The organism is Algoriphagus formosus, from assembly GCF_002807035.1.
In the GTDB taxonomy this organism is placed as follows: domain Bacteria; phylum Bacteroidota; class Bacteroidia; order Cytophagales; family Cyclobacteriaceae; genus Algoriphagus; species Algoriphagus formosus.
The window spans coordinates 434,429-450,401 of the sequence record NZ_NIUC01000003.1 but is presented as its reverse complement, the minus strand read 5'-3'; the positions used below and the strand labels follow the sequence as shown (position 1 = coordinate 450,401).

The following is a 15,973-nucleotide window of genomic DNA, read 5'->3' as shown; positions in this document are numbered from 1 at the left end:
AAGAGGTCCTGCAGGAAAAATCAGGGAAGTCTAAACTGACTTCCCTCTAAAGACCCAAGCATCGGTTAAGTTATTCTTGAAAATCCTCGGTTCAGGTTCTGGATGGATAATCTGATACGTTTCTACAAGATATTTCATTACCTCATGCTGGAATACACTGCCATCAAATAGATAAATCTTCTTATCTCCTCTTAAATTATGCCTAAATACATAAGAAAGATTGAAGTGGTCTTTTGGCATTTCAGGATCACCTAATGGTAACTTGCCTTTAAACTTTTCAGAGGCCTTGTACTCATGAGTATAGAGACTTCTGAAATGAATTATTGCACTTCGGTAATATGCATAGACTTTCATACCCAAAGCAATCCCAAGAGATTTTTTTTCATGATCCGTATCGCTCCCCTTTAATGACTCAGACATGAGCTCACAGTATGACGGAAAGAAACAATTCAAAATCCCTCTGATTTCGTCTTTAATCATGTATTCATGATTTTTATGATCATAAGCCCTGAGGTGATACTCCTCATTGCCCTTTCTAACTATTAGACAGGACAGATTTAAATCCGGATAACATTTTATAACCCTTGCAGAGTCAAGGAAAACATAGTTTCCATTTGGTGCTTCAAAGTCTAATTCGAAACCTTTGTTGTTGATCGACATAATTTTCTAATGGTATAGTTTGGAATTGTTTACTGGAAAAATTGGAGAAAATACCGAGAACAGAAACCTGGCTTTTTGAAGATCTGAACCTTCAGGTTCAATTTCCTTTTTTGAAATTCAACTAAAATCAGACAAATCACTTTTTCGGGTATTAATTCCCATTTCCAAACCATAGGGGGGTATACTGATCCATGCTCTCCCGTTCAGCCTTTACATCCAAGAAAAAGGGCATGGGGGGCCTTATTATTTCGGGTGGGATATTGTATTTTCTTTTTCTGCTAATCCTTGGCTTTAGTCCATTTTTTTAATGAGGTCTTACCAGGGGGTTAGTGATGGATAACTATTAATTGACTTGCTCCTAAAGAAAATAGAAAATGACAGAATTAGGCACCTAAAATACTCAGAGTATTGACTAATTCACGAACGTTTCTGTGTGATGGAGCTAAGGCATATCGCCCAGATAATTTTATAGAAAAGGTTTAAAAAAGTATTAATCAGTTCCAATGCAAAAGACCGGATTTTATTAAAAGATCATGTCAATTCTGAATATTGTTTTCGATTTAATTAAAGCGTGATTGACTAGGAAAGGCTTTGATCTTTTAAAAAGCTCCTAAACGTTCAATCTTTTTTTCTTTCTATTTGAATTTTGTTTATCGAATTTGAATTTTCCCATTTCCCCCTCCTAAGGGAGGGGGAGGGAAAATAAATTCGAATTGATTTCAAAACTTGAATTAGTTTTTTTCAAGTAGTTAAAAATCAATAATGTAGCTTCTATTATTTCACAGTAATATCAGAACCTAAGAAAGGATGAATTTCCCCAGTTTTGATTGGTTTTAGGCTGCTGTCCCGTTCGCACTGCCCTTATCAATTTTTGGATGCCTGTAAATTCCATGACTAACCTTGAAGCTACTCAATTGGTATTCTATTAATTTTCGGGAATGTTGTTCACATAAATCGTATTCTGCCTCCAGCCGTTTAAGTATTTCCTTTGCTTTCATTTCTCTGTTTTCGCCAAAGACCAATCCCCAATCAATTTCACGCTTGGACAATGAATTTGGGCTTTCAATTTCGATTTTTTCGAAACAAAGAGTATCTTTATTTAATTGGATTTTAAGGGTCCTGGATGAAGATTTATAGTGTTCATCCACATCATTGCCTTTAACGATTCCGATTTCGGTGTAGGAAGGAATTCCACTGGATCTCTTCTTCATTTCAATCATTAGCCTTGATTTTGCCTCTATAGCTTGACTTCCTAGGGAATTAGATTTGTTCAATTTCCCAGACTCTTCAGATGTTTTCGTAATGTGATGACAGAATATTACGGCAACCCCATATTTTGTAGAAGCTTTTTTAAGAACCTGCATTTGCTGTCTAATAGAAGTCGAACTATTAATGTCCGCTCCATTTAATATCTCTGTAAGTGGATCTATGATTATTAACCCAGTATCAGAGTGTGCTTCCATATGGTTCTCTATTTTTTGTTCTATATCCTCAGGATCAAACTCAAACAGAAGATTTTCGCCAATTTGATTTTTTGAATCTGGTGATAAACAACTCAGCATTTTTCTTAATCGGCCTTTGAGTGAGTTACAATCATCTTCGAAAGAAAAGTATAGCACTTTCTTATTACCCACAACGGTTAAGCCAAGAAAAGGCTTGTTCAAAATATAACTGATACCGAACTGAAGTAGAAAAAGAGATTTACCACTATCAGACCCTCCAATCAATGCACACAAGTTTGATTTTGACAAAATTCCTTCAACGATAAATTCCAAAGTGCTATTGGAATCCAATACTTCTTTGGCCGTCATGAAAGTCTTGTTATCTACATGATTTTTTATAGAGTAATCAATAAGTTCCATCAATTCCTCTTTGGTTCTTCCTTGAGAGTGAAAGTCATAAATATCTTTTCCGTTTAAATCATCCGGTAGTTCAATTCGAGGTATACCAAATATCTTTTCCCACTTCTTTGAAACCTTCGCACCGGTTTCATCGAGATCATAGCAAATCAATACATGCTTAAACCTTTTCTTTAAATCTGTGATTAATTCTGGTGGTATTGTAGCATTTTCACTTTGCATTGATATAGCAGGTATGTTAAACATATCAAATGCAAGCACATCTTTTTCTCCTCCAGTAAATACGACAATATCTCCTTGCAAAGGGAGTTGCAAAAATCCAAAAGGAGGTTTTGGCCCTTTAGCATTGCCACTCCAATTCCATTTTGGTAAAGACCCCAGCCTTCGCTCTTTGAATCTTCCATCACCGTAGGGATAGCGTATTAGGATTGGATCTTTTTCGGTTCTAATACATTCCACCCCATATTTGATCAAGGTCTCAACAACTATATGGTAATCCTGAAATTGTCCTTCTGATACCTCTTGTCTAATGTCAATTTTCATTTTAGAATATCAATTATAGTTTTTACCGCGTCCTGATAGTTTGTATTCTTTATCCTCATCACGAAAGTGATAACTGAACCCCTATCTCCTGTAGCATAGTCATTAAATAAATAACTACCATCCTTAGCTTTGAATACATTGAAGGAAGGCGTTCTCTGCAAATGGGATAGAAATGGGTTTGAAATGTTTTTTCCTGGAATCAGCTTCCCTTTTGGGTATTTGCTCGCAAGAAAGTGTTCAAATACCCTAAGAGAATTCCGAGAGATCTCCTCTGATAGCTTTCCTCTCATCTTCCTGAATAGTTTTCTTCCACAAGTGAATTAATATCTTCCAGTTTGTAGTAGATTGTACCTGCAACTTTTGAAAAAGGAAGCGTCCCATTACTTCTTAAAGTTGCAAGAGTACTGTCTTTGATTTTGAGGATCTTTTTTACCTCCGAGGTTCGCAATAGGATTGGTAGACCTTCCGTACTTTTTTCTTGAAGTACCTTCTCGATTTGGATTAATTTGGCCTGAATTTGATCAAGCTTTTCGCTTTCGATCAGAATGAATTGATTCATCATAATATTTGATTTAATTATGATGCAAATGAAAAATATACGGTTTACTTATTTCGAGAATAATTGGTGGTTAAATTGGTTATTAATTAAGTTTCTGATAATCAATAGCTAACTCATAGAAAAAAAAGGGCTGAAAATCACAGCAAAAAAAAGAGGTACATTTCAATTTTAATGAATATGGCTCATTGAGACTGTTCAATTAACTGTGTCAAAATTTAACTTACTAAATTTTGATTATGAAAGATGACAAAGAAAAGTTTGACTTCAAGGCTTTTGCCAAACAGGCGGGAGATGCACTCCGTTCAGGCAAGCCTTTGGCGGGTAAAGACGGAGTTTTTACCCCATTGTTGAAGATGATTATAGAATCTGACCTTGAAGGAGAGCTGGATGATCATCTCTATGAAACCCAAAAAATGAATAGGAATAGGCGGAATGGATATGGAGCCAAAAACCTTCAAAGCTCGCTGGGCGGCTTTGAAGTTTTGGCTCCCCGTGACCGCAATTCCAGTTTTGAGCCGCAGATTGTAGGCAAACGTCAGCATAAGATCAGTTCGGATATAGATCAGCAGATCATTGCCTTATTCGGTGGGGGGGATGAGTTACCGTGACATCCAGAGCCATGTCGGGGAGATGTATGGTATAGAGGTTTCAGAAGGGACCCTGACTGCTATTACTGACAGAATTTTCCCATAGATTCTCGCCTGGCAAAACCGCCCGTTGGAGAGTTTATATCCAGTCATCTGGTTGGATGCCATGCATTTCAAAGTCAGAGAAGATGGAGCAGTAAGAACCAAGGCTGTTTACTCCATTCTGGGAATGACTACCCGGGGAGAAAAGGAGGTGGTCGGGGTTTATTTTGGCGATCATGAATCCAGTAAATTCTGGCGTCAAGTACTCCACGAATTCAAACAGAGGGCATTGAAGAAATTCTGATAGCCTGTATCGATAATTTAAATCGCTTTGCAGATGCTATAGAGGATGTTTTTCCACAAACTGATGTCCAACTTTGCTTGGTCCATCAAACGCGCAACTCCATGAAATGTATCAGTGAAAAGGACATGAAACCTATGGTAAGCGACCTAAAAAAAATTTATAAAGCAGACAATGAAAAGCTGGCCTTTCACCTGCTTGAGGAGGCTGAGTCCATCTGGGGAAGCAAATACAAAGTGGTTTTCAGATCCTGGCATCGAAACTGGGAAAGATTGACCAACTTCTATAAATATCCTCCCCAGCTAAGAAGGTTGATTTATACCACCAACCCAATCGAAAGTTACCATCGAATGGTCAGGAAAGTCACCAAAACCAAAGGGGCTTTCAGTTCAGAAAATGCTATCCTAAAACAAATTTATCTGGCTACAATGAATGCCCAGACCAAATAGCAAGGAAGTATATTCGCTTGGCCGTCTATTCGAAAAGATCTAATCGCTTACTTTGATGAACGTTTTAACCAGACTGACACAGTATAATGAATACTCCTGGCTCATTTAAAGAATGAAGTTTTTTTACTTTTACTTAATCCTTAAGATTTATTTAATCTTTTATTTTTCATTTTGCCTTTCTTCTTCTCTTGAAGGAATTTTTTCATTTCTTCAAATTCTTCTATCATTTCAGTTAAATCAATGATAAGCCCTTCTAAATCAGAATCATTCACCTCTTCTAATATTCTTTCCTTTAGCTTACTTTTGATTGTGCCACTATTAATTTTAGTTTCTACAACTTTCTTATCTTTAATTTTAACATTGTAAAATGTATTCGAGATTATTTCAGCAAATTTTTCCTTTGATATGGCTTTTGATTTTAATTCTTTAGAAATTTCATCGCCATATTTTTCATAGAACACATGATCAAAATCCTCATTAGCCAAAAGAAATTTATGTTTAATTAAAAGTCCAAAAATACCTGCCGTCTTATTTATAGATCCCCAAGTTGGGATTTTATTGATATTGGAATAATTAGGCTTAAATGGCGGTGTCCCTTCTTTTTCTTTGTAGTATTTCAGGTTTATCACCAGTTCTTCTTTAAAAATGATGACTTTCTCTAATTGCTTTTGGTGTCCAATGAAAAGGTCAAAAAAATTATTGCAGTTAGAATCCTCAATTTTCCAATCTTGACCAAAGATATCAATCCGCTGAATGGGATAAGTCCACGTCTCTTCATTTAGAATGCCTATTTCATCAGAAATCGTTTTCTTATTGATGTCTAACCCCGACTTCCAAGGATAATTTTGAAGCTTGTCTTTAAAAAAATCAAGTTCCTCTAAAATTACTGAAACAAGATCTTCAGAAGAGGCTAAAAGAAAGTCCAGGTCTTTTACCCAAACACGGTCACTTTCCTTTAGCCAATCTTCTATAAACTCACTTTTTTTGTAATGTAATGAGATATCCAAATTTCTGGATTCCTCAAAACTCTGAAGAGAAATTAAAGCTTTATTGTAATGGGTCATTTTTTTTCTTCAAAAAAAACAGACCTATATCAAAGATCAAAGCTTTGGAGGGACTGAATATTCTGCAACTGTCAAATCCTCTAAATTAAAACCAGAATATCGGAATTCTTCAGGGTGACTCAAGAATTCCAAGATGTCCATTTTATCTTCTTCCAAAAATTTAAAATTAAAATAACCAGTGTAATCAAAATAGTTGATGTCACCAGTGAAGGTTTGATTAAATCCTAAAAGAACGCAAGGATAGTCATATTCGTCGTTCATTGTCCCAAGAGGAACAGGAATACGATTCGCCTTATAAAATTGGAACCAAAGGGTACTTTCCCTAACTATGAATGAGTCTGCATTACACCTTTCATCGATTAAGTCAATTTTTTCGAAATCTCTGGAATTAACCTCTATCATCGAATATGGAGTTGTTTTAATTCGAAGAAAATCTTGATCCAAGTATTTGGATTTATTTTTTACCCAGTCCATGATTTGTTCTTTTGTCCACCAAAGTTTAACAGGTTTAGCGATACCAGCTATTGACAATTCTCCTCTGAAGACAGTAAATGAATTATTTTTCATAATACTTTTTTGTTTAAGTTGATTTCCAATTTTTCAAATTCTTCTCTTATCCTGTCATTTTGCAAATCAGCATAAGACTCTTGAGTGATGCGGATATTGCTATGTCCTAAAGCTTTACTGACGACCTCCATGCTCATTCCGTTTCTAAGGGCTATAGTTGTAGCAAAGGTTTTTCTTGCCGTATGTGTAGTAATTGGTTTTTCTATTTTAGCCAGTATAGCCAGTTCTTTGAGGTAAGCATTGAAATTTTGATTTGCAGGAATAGGAAATAGTTTTTTCTCAATTATCCTCTTTGGGTGATTTTCATATTTCGAAACCAATTCCAAGGCAAAAGGAAGCAGAGGTATCTCCGGTATGTTTTTATTGGTTTTTTGGCGGGTCATTACTATCCCGTATCCTCCAGAGATCTTTTTGGAAAGATTTTCTTCTTTGAGCCTCTGAATCTCATTAAAGGCTAACCCGGTGTAACACATAAATAAAAATGCATCCCTGATGATTTCTAATCGCTCCACAGTCCTAATCGACTGAAGCCGATTAATCTCTTCCTGAGTAAGAAAAATGATTTCCTTCTTCTGCTTTTTGGTCTTGTACTTTTTGCTCAAGTCCTTTTCACAGTAATCCATATTATATGCCCACTTAAGCATAGCCTTTACCCGTTCGATTTTTTTACAGACTGTATTGTGTTGATTTTGCTTTTTCTTCTTCAGAAATTGCTCAAACCTCAAAAAGTGTTGGTTATTAAATTCTTCCAGGTTTAGCTGAGCCTTACCTTCGAGTTTTAAGAACTCGACCAAATGGTCAAAAGTAGTTTTGTTGATTTCCAAAGAAGCTGCAGAGTAATCTGTTCCAAGTCGGCTTTCTAAATTTTCAATAAAAAGTTTGTATACCTGAACAACAGAATGGCTTTGGAAAAGCTTCCCAGACAATCCAAGTTTCAAGTTATTGGCAGTAATATCGTAGCGCTGGATTTTGACCTGCTCTAATACTTCATAGACTTTTAATTTAAAGTCTTGTAATTGCTGGTTCAACCTGATTGTTATTGGCTCTTTCCCTCGGATCAATTCCTTCTTGGAATCCCATTTAGAGGGTGGGACAGCTATCTTGGTAGATACTTCCGATCGGGTACCATTGATGGTGATTCTTAGATAGATCGGTGCCTTCCCATCCTTTTTAATCTTTTTTTCCTGTAGCAGGAAGGTAAGTGTTGGTATGTTCATAGCTCATCGTTTGATTGATGACAAAGCTATTTGGGTTAACCCACAGAGCCCAGCGAATTTCCATAATCACCAAAAAGGTCACCAAAAAATAGGTCTCGATTGGAATTGCAATAGGTCTCGATATTTCCGTAAGAAATCAGAATATTATGATTAAAAACGAGGCAAGTGAAAAATAAAAAAGCCCCAAACTGATAAAATTTGGGGCTTTTCGAAAGATTTGATTAACTAAAAGCAGAGGAGGAGGGATTCGAACCCCCGGTACCTCGCGGTACAACGGTTTTCAAGACCGCCGCAATCGACCACTCTGCCACTCCTCTATTCAACCGAGACAAATATCTCTGTTTCGGTTTGCAAAAGTAAGACCTTTCTCAATTTTGCAAAAGGCTTTTGCACATTTTTAATCAGGAAATTTTAGGGTCATCAAAGCTTACTTTTTGAGAAAAACCCTATCCCCTTGATTACTTGGACAAAAGGAGGCTGTTGCCCTGCTAGCAACAGCCTTCTAATCTTGAAATATTTTTAATTCGGAAGCTTATGAGCGAATTTCCCATAAACCCAAGTTCCCGCCAAGGCAGAAATCAAAGTCACCAAGATCACGGTATATCCACTACCAATCTGAGCAAACAATGGTCCTGGACACGCTCCGGTCAAAGCCCAGCCTAATCCGAAGATAAATCCTCCGATCACCTGCCCTTTTCTAAATTCCTTATTTGGAATATTGATAGTCTCACCATGGATGGTTTTAATATTAAACCGCTTGATGATTTGAATCGAGATAATCCCCGTTATCACTGCAGACCCAATCACTCCATACATGTGGAAAGATTGAAGTCTAAACATTTCCTGAATTCGAAACCAGGAAATAATCTCTGCTTTGACAAAGACGATTCCGAAAAGAACACCCAAAATCAAGTATTTCAGCAATTCTAGTCCTTTGTCTTCGTGCTTTCGCAAGTTGGGAGCCTCACAATGAGGATCCTGTATCGTTGTTGGCTTTTCTGCTACTTTCATCATTTATCTATTAAAATCCTACCAATTTCATTAAAGGCTCAAGCAAAACGTGCGTCATCAGGAAACCACCGATCATAAAGAAAACTGTGGCTAGCACTGACTGCCATTGCAGGGAGCTGATTCCCATGATTGCATGGCCTGAAGTACATCCACCCGCATAGCGAGTTCCAAAACCTACCAAAAATCCTCCAATCACGAAGAACAGAAGCCCTTTGGCAGTAAATAGATTCTCCCAAGAGAAAATGTCAGCCGGCAATAAGTTGCCAAAATCAGTAACACCTAATGCTTTCAAATCTGCCTGAGTTGCTTCTGAGACAATAATTGAATCAGGGTTGGCCAGGAAGTTGGTTGCTACAAAGCCTCCTATCAACACACCGAGTACAAAGAGAAGATTCCACATTTCCTTCTTCCAGTTGTAGGAAAAGAAGGGTATCCCTGCTGGCACACAGGCCGCGCAGACGTGTCTAAGTGAAGAGGAAATACCAAAGGTTTTATTTCCTAAGATCAATAGCGCCGGCACTGTCAGTCCGATCAAAGGACCAGCCACATACCAGGGCCAAGGTTGAGTAATCCATTCCATAAGTTGATTCATTTTTATTTATTCGTTTTTCTTTTTTAAAATCTGTAATCTAAAATCAATGAGGTATTTACCATGTTCACCCGATTGATTACGTATTCAATAGGCGTGATTTGATTGGCATATTGCCTTTTCCCCACCACCAATAATTGTAAGTCCAATCCCTTGAAGAATCCATCAAACCGATAATCGATCAATCCGCTGAAGTGATAATAGTTTGGAATTCCATATTTATTCAACCTTACATCTTCAAAATCAGCAGTATCCGTATGGGAAGCCCCTACGCTTACCTTTAATTTGTCATGGATAAAGGTATGATCATACTGTACCATAAAGGAGTTTCCTCCACCCAGGCCTTCAAATCGCTCTCGCTGAAGGCTTACAAAGAACTGCTCTCTTCCCCATTCCCTTGGAAATAGAAACCGTCCGTGGTCGGATATTCCCATGTAATTAAAAGTAAGAAGTGCATGTGGCCATTTCAACCCTGCCCTTAAACCCATTCCAAATGACTTTTCATTTGGGAGAATGTAAGCTTTTTCTGGTTCTGGATTTCCACCATTTCCAAGAGCTGTTTGAGCAAAACCTTGAACACCCCAAACCCAATCAGTAGCTCCAGAGCTTTTTGCAGAACCAGTGGCTTGCAAAAAGGAAATTCCAAAGACACCTTCAGCAAGGTAATTCCAAGATTGGATATGTAATGAATTATTTAAATACTCCACTCCAAACACCCCTATTCCCTTAGACTCGATATGATGCTTGTACGAATCATCCGAACCAAGAGGATTTCTTCCTGTACTGTAGAATCCAAAGGACTCCTCCACCGGCAACCACTCTAAGGAACCTCGGGATATCACATGGGAAAACCAAGCTCCATTGAAATGGAATTTACCTGGAGTATAATCAACAGACAGTCCACTAAATAAATTTGGACGCAATCTATTGTCTGAGGCATTCAGAAGGGGACTCTCAAAGTGATGTCTCCCTACCCAGACTGAGAGATCTTCTTTCTGATAAGAGAGAAATAATTCCTCCAATCGATCCATGTCCTTATGGTTTTCAGGATGATGAACATCATAAAGCAGGATTTCATAGCGATTTCCTACTCCGGTAATCGGATCTAGCTTTTGAATATTATTTTCATAATGTCTGAAAACAAAGAATCCACTGAAGCCCAATCCAAAACCTTTCCATCTTGGACTAAAGTAACCTAGTCCTGCACCCGTTCCCCAGGTGCTGTAATCCATCAAGTCCCCTTGATTGACGGTACTCATAAAGAAAGAACGAAGGTGGAACTCGAATGAACCCTCACGAAGGACTTTTCCGAATAATTTCTGATCTGAAGGAGATTCTACCTCCTCTGCATGACCATGCTGAGCTGCCACATCAGTAACTCCATATCCTATACCAACTAGGCTCAGCAAAAGCACTGCAAAATTGCGTTTCATTCTTGACATAAAATTGTGACTTTGATCACATCAGATCGGGTGATATCAAAAATGGCAAGCCTTTCGGCCTGCCATTTTGGGATTAAGCAACTTTTCTACACTTATCTTTAGAGTAAAGTAGTTGGGCAGACATAGTCAGAAACTTTCAATTTTCCTGACTCTTTGATTGCAGTAAAACCGCCTGCCACATCAATCAAATTATCATAACCTCTCGCCTTCAAAATTGAATTGAAGATCATGGAGCGGTAGCCTCCTGCACAGTGTACATAGTAGGTTTCATCCTTCTTCACTTTGAGCATGGAATCATTGATGTAGTCCAAAGGAGCATTTTCAGCATCAATTACATGCTCTGACATGAATTCAGAGTTCTTTCTCACATCTAGAATGTGGATACCAGGATCTCCTTCCTTGATTTTCGCCAATTCGTCTACAGAGATAGACGTGATGGAATCTACTTCCTGACCACTTTCTTTCCATGCTTTGAATCCTCCCTGGAGGTATCCAATGGCAAAGTCATATCCTACTCGTGCCAATCTGGTAATTACTTCCTCTTCACGGCCTTCTTCTGCGACTACAAGAATCTCTTGCTTCAGGTCAGGAATCATCGCTCCAACCCATACAGCAAAACTTCCGTCGATTCCGATATTAATGGAATTAGGGATAAATCCTTTAGCAAAAACCTGAGCATCTCGAGTATCCAAAATCATCGCTCCCGTCTCATTTGCAGCAGCTTCAAATTCATTTGGACTCAATGGTCTGATACCTCGCTCCAATACCTCATCAATACTGTCATAGCCTTGAATATTCATCAGAACGTTTTGAGGGAAATAAGCCGGAGGAGGAGTCAATCCAGTCAATACTTCTTTGATAAACTCTTCTTTGGTCATCTCCTGAAGCGCATAATTGGTCTTCTTTTGATTGCCCAAAGTATCAGAAGTCTCCTTACTCATATTTTTACCACAGGCAGATCCTGCACCATGTGCCGGATAGACGATCAAGTCATCTGAAAGAGGCATAATTTTATTTCTCAAGGAGTCATAAAGATGAGCTGCCAGTTTCTCTTGCGTCAGGTCTTTTACGACTTTCTGAGCTAAATCCGGACGGCCAACATCTCCGATAAATAAGGTATCACCCGTAAACAAAGCTTCTTCTTTGCCATCTTCATTGATAAGAAGGTAGCAAACGGACTCCATTGTATGTCCTGGAGTGTGAATGACTTTGATTTTAGCCTTACCTAGTTCGAAAACCTGATTGTCCTCAGCTACAATGGCGTCAAAACCCATTTTCATTCCTGTAGGACCATAAACGATCTTGGCACCTGTCTTTTCGGCCAAGTCTTGGTGACCAGAAACAAAGTCTGCATGGAAGTGAGTCTCCAATACATACTTGATTTTTGCGCCTCGGCGCTCAGCTTTTTCAATGTAAGGTTGTACCTCTCTTAGGGGGTCAATTACGGCTGCTTCGCCGTCTGACTCGATGTAGTAGGCTCCTTGAGCCAAGCATCCGGTATAGATTTGTTCGATCTTCATAGGTTCTGTTTATTAAGTTTCTATCAAATAATAATCAAATTTAAGAAGTGATTAAAGCCTATTAAATGACTTTTGTCACATCAGAATCAAGCATTTACCATCAATTGGGATTCGATGACTTTAACCAATTGATGAGCAGGCACCACACCTGACTCTCTCCAAAGGACTTTTCCCTTTTGGAATAAGATCAAAGTTGGTACTCCTCGTACTTGGAAAGTGGAAGCAGCTAAAGGATTTCTATCCACATCTACTTTGACAATTTTGATCCTGTCACCCAATTGACGGGATGTATCTTCGAGAATCGGCTGCATCATTTTGCAGGGACCGCACCAAGTGGCAAAGAAGTCTACTAATACAGGAGTGTCCCCGTTTATCAGTTCTTGAAAGGTTTTTGGTTGTGCGCTCATAAGACTGCTTGTTTTTAAATTACTCTACAAAAGTAAAGGCAGGTCAAAAGCAAATCAGTAATATTTATCACAGGAGCAGTTCCCCTTCATTTTTTTAAAAAGTGCTAAAAAAAATTCTCTTGGGAATAAATTTCCTATTTTCGTCCGTCTAAAATTACCGTATTGATGCTCAATTTTAAGCAACTCAACAACATCACCGGCTGGGTGGTGTTTGTGATAGCGACATTAGTCTATATTCTTTCAGTAGAACAAACGGCCAGTTTTTGGGATCCGGGAGAATTCATCGCCGTTTCCTATAAGCTCCAAGTACCCCACCCTCCCGGTGCGCCTTTCTTTTTGTTGGTGTATCGGATGTTTAGCTTTATGGCCTTTGGCAATGAACTGGAGATCGCTTATTGGATGAATGTGGGATCTGCAGTTTTCTCCGGATTGACCATTTTATTTTTGTTTTGGTCCATCACTCTTTTTGGAAGAAAGCTCTTTGGGGTCGTTCCGGGTGAAGAAAGCAAAGGACAGACCATCAGCCTTTTGGGAGCGGGGATCGTTGGTTCCCTGATTTACACCTTCTCAGATAGCTTTTGGTTTTCAGCTGTTGAGGCGGAAGTTTACGCCATGTCATCTTTCTTTACGGCCATTGTCATTTGGGCTTTCCTCAAGTGGGATGTCATCAAGGACCCTAGAGAGGAAAATAAGTGGATGATCTTCATCGCCTATTTGGTAGGTCTTTCCATCGGTGTTCACTTGCTCAACTTGGTAGCTTTGCCCGCATTGGCACTGATTTATTATTTCAAAAAATATCCTAATCCAAATCTCAAAGGTGCTGCAATAGCATTTGTGCTTGGAGGAGTGGCTTTGGTCATTATCAATAATATCATTATCCCTGGTCTTCCAAGTCTAGCCGGCTCGACGGAGATATTTTTTGTCAATAGCCTTGGTCTTCCCTTCGGATCTGGAATTATTTTCTTTATCGCTGCATTCTTCACTGCCCTGTATTTTGGGTATCGCTATTCTTATAAGAAAGAGATGGCGGGACTGAATACCATCCTGCTTTCCTTGATCTTCATCCTGATCGGTTACAGTTCTTATACACTGATCGTTGTTCGGGCAAATCAAGATCCTGTTATCAACGAAAATGCACCTAAGGACATTATTAGCTATGTCTCTTACCTGAAGCGTGAGCAATATGGCTACCGCCCCCTACTCCATGGGCAGTATTTCACCGCCAAGCTCACAGATCAGGTAGAAGGTGATCCCATTTACCGAAAGGGAAAAGACAAATACGAGATTGCTGACTATCAACTCGTAAATACTTACGAAAAAGAGAAAACGACCATTCTTCCTCGAGTCTATTCTACTCAGGAAAATCATAAGCGGATTTACCGACAAAAATTAGGACTTCGGGAAGGACAGGATCCAACCTTTGGTGACAACCTGCGCTTTATGTTCAGCCATCAGCTGGGACATATGTATTGGCGCTACTTTATGTGGAATTTTTCTGGACGAGAAAGTGACTTTACCGATGCTCCTTGGATAGGGATAACCGATGCTTTTTCGGATAAATTTCCGGACTATATCAAAGAAAATAAAGGGCACAACAATTACCTGATGCTTCCCCTACTTTTGGGAATCATCGGCTTGTTTTTCCAAGCCAAAGTCGATCCCAAATCCTTTTATGTGAATCTAATGCTCTTCCTAATGATGGGAGTGGTCTTGGTACTTTACCTGAATTCACCTCCGGTCGAACCTCGGGAGCGAGACTACATTTACGTGGGTAGTTTCTATGCTTTCGCTATTTGGGCTGGCATGGGTGTCTTAGCTATTGCACATGGTTTGGGAAAAGTCACCAAAAACTTGGCAACAGCTGGAATCATTGCTACTCTCCTTACTTTGCCGGTAGCGGGTCTGATGGCAGCTGAAAACTGGAATGATCACAATCGAAAAGACCGCTATTTCTCAGTCGATGCAGCGAGAAACTTTCTTGCATCCTGTGCTCCGAATGCTATCCTTTTCACGGGTGGCGATAATGACACTTTCCCGCTTTGGTATGTGCAGGAAGTAGAAGGTTTCCGTACGGATGTACGGGTGATTGTACTCAGCTATTTTGATACGGACTGGTACGTCGATCAGATGACTCGACCAGCCAATGAATCTGAGCCACTTCCCTTCTCACTTTCCCCTGAGCGTTACCAAAAAGGAACCAATGATGTCTTGTATGTCATGGAAAGAGAAGGCCTCGATGCGATTTCAGCCCGAGAATATATTAAACTCCTCAACTCCGGTTCCAATCTGCTCAAAATGCAGACGGGAGGAAAAAGCGAGATCAATATGGTGCCGTCCAGAAATCTGATTTTGGAAGTGGATAGTGCGGCTGTGTTCCAAAAAGGAATCATTCCTGAGGAATTCGAACCGCTATTTACCCCGCAAATCAACTTGCAAATCAAAGGTCAGTATGTGACAAAAGGAACCATGATGTTGATCGACTTAATCGCCACCAATAATTGGGAGCGTCCGATCTACTTCAACAATACTTCCCTAGCCACTATTGGAATCAACGTATCCGATCACGTGGTGATGGAAGGGTTGACTTACCGACTGCTACCCATCCGCAAGCCATCTTTCATACGGGAAGAACTGGTGAATGCAGACTTGGCCTATGAAAATTTCATGGAGAAATTTGCCTTCCGTGGCATGGACAATCCAGACGCTTACTTAGATGAAGAGTATCGTAGATTCGCCTCCAACCATCGAAGTGCGGTCAACAGCATTGCTATGGCACTACTCGACCGTGACCAAATTGACCGGGCAGCTGAGGTGCTAAACAAAGGGCTCGAAGTCATGCCGGATGAGGCTATCCCATACGACCTTTCCAGTGGGCAGTCTGTACCGCTTTTCTTTGAAGTAGGTGAAGACGACAAGGCATTGGATATCGTGGATAAAGTTTCCAAGCGCTCATTGGATATGATCGAGTTTTATCTGGAAGAAAACCGCGATTATGACCGAGATATGATGATCTCGATCGAAATGATTCGCTACTTCATCCCACTTTTGGAAGAGCGGGGATACACCGAAAAAGCAGAAGAATTACAACTCAGAATGGACTCCTTATTAGGCCCCCAAGAATCAGGAGGCTTACGTCCGACGAGATAAAAAAAGAGG

Annotated in this window: 13 protein-coding genes, 1 tRNA gene and 1 pseudogene; 2 read left to right on the top strand and 13 right to left on the bottom strand. The window is 39.4% G+C overall.

Annotated elements, in window-relative coordinates; all coding sequences use genetic code 11:
- Positions 1 to 30: 30 nt before the first annotated feature.
- From CDH51_RS17465 to CDH51_RS17450, 4 genes are all read right to left on the bottom strand, one after another.
- The gene (locus tag CDH51_RS17465; RefSeq protein ID WP_100629821.1) at positions 31 to 660 is read right to left on the bottom strand and encodes a hypothetical protein; all 630 of its coding nucleotides are present in this window, start codon (positions 658 to 660) and stop codon (positions 31 to 33) included.
- A gap of 833 nt (positions 661 to 1,493) precedes the next feature.
- Positions 1,494 to 3,062 carry an AAA family ATPase gene (locus CDH51_RS17460; protein WP_100629820.1) on the bottom strand — a complete coding sequence of 523 codons (1,569 nt, stop codon included), beginning with the start codon at positions 3,060 to 3,062 and terminating at the stop codon, positions 1,494 to 1,496.
- Positions 3,059 to 3,352, bottom strand: a complete 294-nt coding sequence (locus CDH51_RS17455) for a CHC2 zinc finger domain-containing protein (protein WP_100629819.1) — start codon at positions 3,350 to 3,352, stop codon at positions 3,059 to 3,061. The genes CDH51_RS17460 and CDH51_RS17455 overlap by 4 nt, the downstream gene beginning before the upstream one ends.
- The gene (locus tag CDH51_RS17450) at positions 3,349 to 3,624 is read right to left on the bottom strand and encodes a helix-turn-helix domain-containing protein (protein ID WP_100629818.1); all 276 of its coding nucleotides are present in this window, start codon (positions 3,622 to 3,624) and stop codon (positions 3,349 to 3,351) included. The genes CDH51_RS17455 and CDH51_RS17450 overlap by 4 nt, the downstream gene beginning before the upstream one ends.
- 233 nt (positions 3,625 to 3,857) lie before the next feature.
- Between CDH51_RS17450 and CDH51_RS20475 the strand changes: the two are divergent.
- Positions 3,858 to 5,087: pseudogene (locus CDH51_RS20475) on the top strand (IS256 family transposase).
- A 53-nt stretch (positions 5,088 to 5,140) separates the two neighbouring features.
- Here the strand turns inward: CDH51_RS20475 and CDH51_RS17430 are convergent.
- The 9 genes from CDH51_RS17430 to trxA all read right to left on the bottom strand — a co-directional run bounded on the left by CDH51_RS17430 (position 5,141) and on the right by trxA (position 12,817).
- On the bottom strand, positions 5,141 to 6,064 hold the full coding sequence (locus tag CDH51_RS17430; protein WP_100629814.1) for a hypothetical protein: 924 nt from the start codon (positions 6,062 to 6,064) through the stop codon (positions 5,141 to 5,143).
- A 36-nt stretch (positions 6,065 to 6,100) separates the two neighbouring features.
- The gene (locus CDH51_RS17425) at positions 6,101 to 6,631 is read right to left on the bottom strand and encodes a hypothetical protein (RefSeq protein WP_100629813.1); all 531 of its coding nucleotides are present in this window, start codon (positions 6,629 to 6,631) and stop codon (positions 6,101 to 6,103) included.
- Positions 6,628 to 7,848, bottom strand: coding sequence for a site-specific integrase (locus CDH51_RS17420; protein ID WP_100629812.1), 1,221 nt, complete (start codon positions 7,846 to 7,848; stop codon positions 6,628 to 6,630). Before CDH51_RS17420 ends, CDH51_RS17425 begins: the two co-directional genes overlap by 4 nt.
- A gap of 232 nt (positions 7,849 to 8,080) precedes the next feature.
- Positions 8,081 to 8,165, bottom strand: a tRNA-Ser gene (locus tag CDH51_RS17415).
- A 202-nt stretch (positions 8,166 to 8,367) separates the two neighbouring features.
- The gene (locus CDH51_RS17410) at positions 8,368 to 8,859 is read right to left on the bottom strand and encodes a DUF6691 family protein (RefSeq protein WP_100629870.1); all 492 of its coding nucleotides are present in this window, start codon (positions 8,857 to 8,859) and stop codon (positions 8,368 to 8,370) included.
- Positions 8,860 to 8,869: 10 nt separating this feature from the next.
- Positions 8,870 to 9,451: a YeeE/YedE family protein gene (locus CDH51_RS17405; RefSeq protein ID WP_100629811.1), complete on the bottom strand. Its 582-nt coding sequence runs from the start codon at positions 9,449 to 9,451 to the stop codon at positions 8,870 to 8,872.
- Positions 9,452 to 9,474: 23 nt separating this feature from the next.
- Entirely contained in the window at positions 9,475 to 10,881 is a 1,407-nt protein-coding gene (locus CDH51_RS17400) for a hypothetical protein (protein ID WP_100629810.1), read from the bottom strand.
- A 107-nt stretch (positions 10,882 to 10,988) separates the two neighbouring features.
- A complete protein-coding gene (locus tag CDH51_RS17395; protein ID WP_100629809.1) occupies positions 10,989 to 12,410 on the bottom strand; it encodes an MBL fold metallo-hydrolase in 1,422 nt (473 codons plus the stop codon).
- Between the two features lie 86 nt (positions 12,411 to 12,496).
- Positions 12,497 to 12,817, bottom strand: a complete 321-nt coding sequence (gene trxA / locus CDH51_RS17390; protein WP_026947358.1) for a thioredoxin — start codon at positions 12,815 to 12,817, stop codon at positions 12,497 to 12,499.
- Positions 12,818 to 12,982: 165 nt separating this feature from the next.
- Here trxA and CDH51_RS17385 point away from each other — a divergent pair, with 165 nt between their 5' ends.
- Positions 12,983 to 15,964 carry a glycosyltransferase family 117 protein gene (locus CDH51_RS17385; RefSeq protein ID WP_100629808.1) on the top strand — a complete coding sequence of 994 codons (2,982 nt, stop codon included), beginning with the start codon at positions 12,983 to 12,985 and terminating at the stop codon, positions 15,962 to 15,964.
- Positions 15,965 to 15,973 lie beyond the last annotated feature (9 nt).

Bases quoted from the DNA above. Each gene is read 5' to 3' on its own strand.
- CDH51_RS17465 (WP_100629821.1), bottom strand. From the start codon at position 660: ATGTCGATCAACAACAAAGGTTTCGAATTAGACTTTGAAGCACCAAAT.
- CDH51_RS17460 (WP_100629820.1), bottom strand. From the start codon at position 3,062: ATGAAAATTGACATTAGACAAGAGGTATCAGAAGGACAATTTCAGGAT.
- CDH51_RS17455 (WP_100629819.1), bottom strand. From the start codon at position 3,352: ATGAGAGGAAAGCTATCAGAGGAGATCTCTCGGAATTCTCTTAGGGTA.
- CDH51_RS17450 (WP_100629818.1), bottom strand. From the start codon at position 3,624: ATGATGAATCAATTCATTCTGATCGAAAGCGAAAAGCTTGATCAAATT.
- CDH51_RS17430 (WP_100629814.1), bottom strand. From the start codon at position 6,064: ATGACCCATTACAATAAAGCTTTAATTTCTCTTCAGAGTTTTGAGGAA.
- CDH51_RS17425 (WP_100629813.1), bottom strand. From the start codon at position 6,631: ATGAAAAATAATTCATTTACTGTCTTCAGAGGAGAATTGTCAATAGCT.
- CDH51_RS17420 (WP_100629812.1), bottom strand. From the start codon at position 7,848: ATGAACATACCAACACTTACCTTCCTGCTACAGGAAAAAAAGATTAAA.
- CDH51_RS17410 (WP_100629870.1), bottom strand. From the start codon at position 8,859: ATGAAAGTAGCAGAAAAGCCAACAACGATACAGGATCCTCATTGTGAG.
- CDH51_RS17405 (WP_100629811.1), bottom strand. From the start codon at position 9,451: ATGAATCAACTTATGGAATGGATTACTCAACCTTGGCCCTGGTATGTG.
- CDH51_RS17400 (WP_100629810.1), bottom strand. From the start codon at position 10,881: ATGAAACGCAATTTTGCAGTGCTTTTGCTGAGCCTAGTTGGTATAGGA.
- CDH51_RS17395 (WP_100629809.1), bottom strand. From the start codon at position 12,410: ATGAAGATCGAACAAATCTATACCGGATGCTTGGCTCAAGGAGCCTAC.
- trxA (WP_026947358.1), bottom strand. From the start codon at position 12,817: ATGAGCGCACAACCAAAAACCTTTCAAGAACTGATAAACGGGGACACT.
- CDH51_RS17385 (WP_100629808.1), top strand. From the start codon at position 12,983: ATGCTCAATTTTAAGCAACTCAACAACATCACCGGCTGGGTGGTGTTT.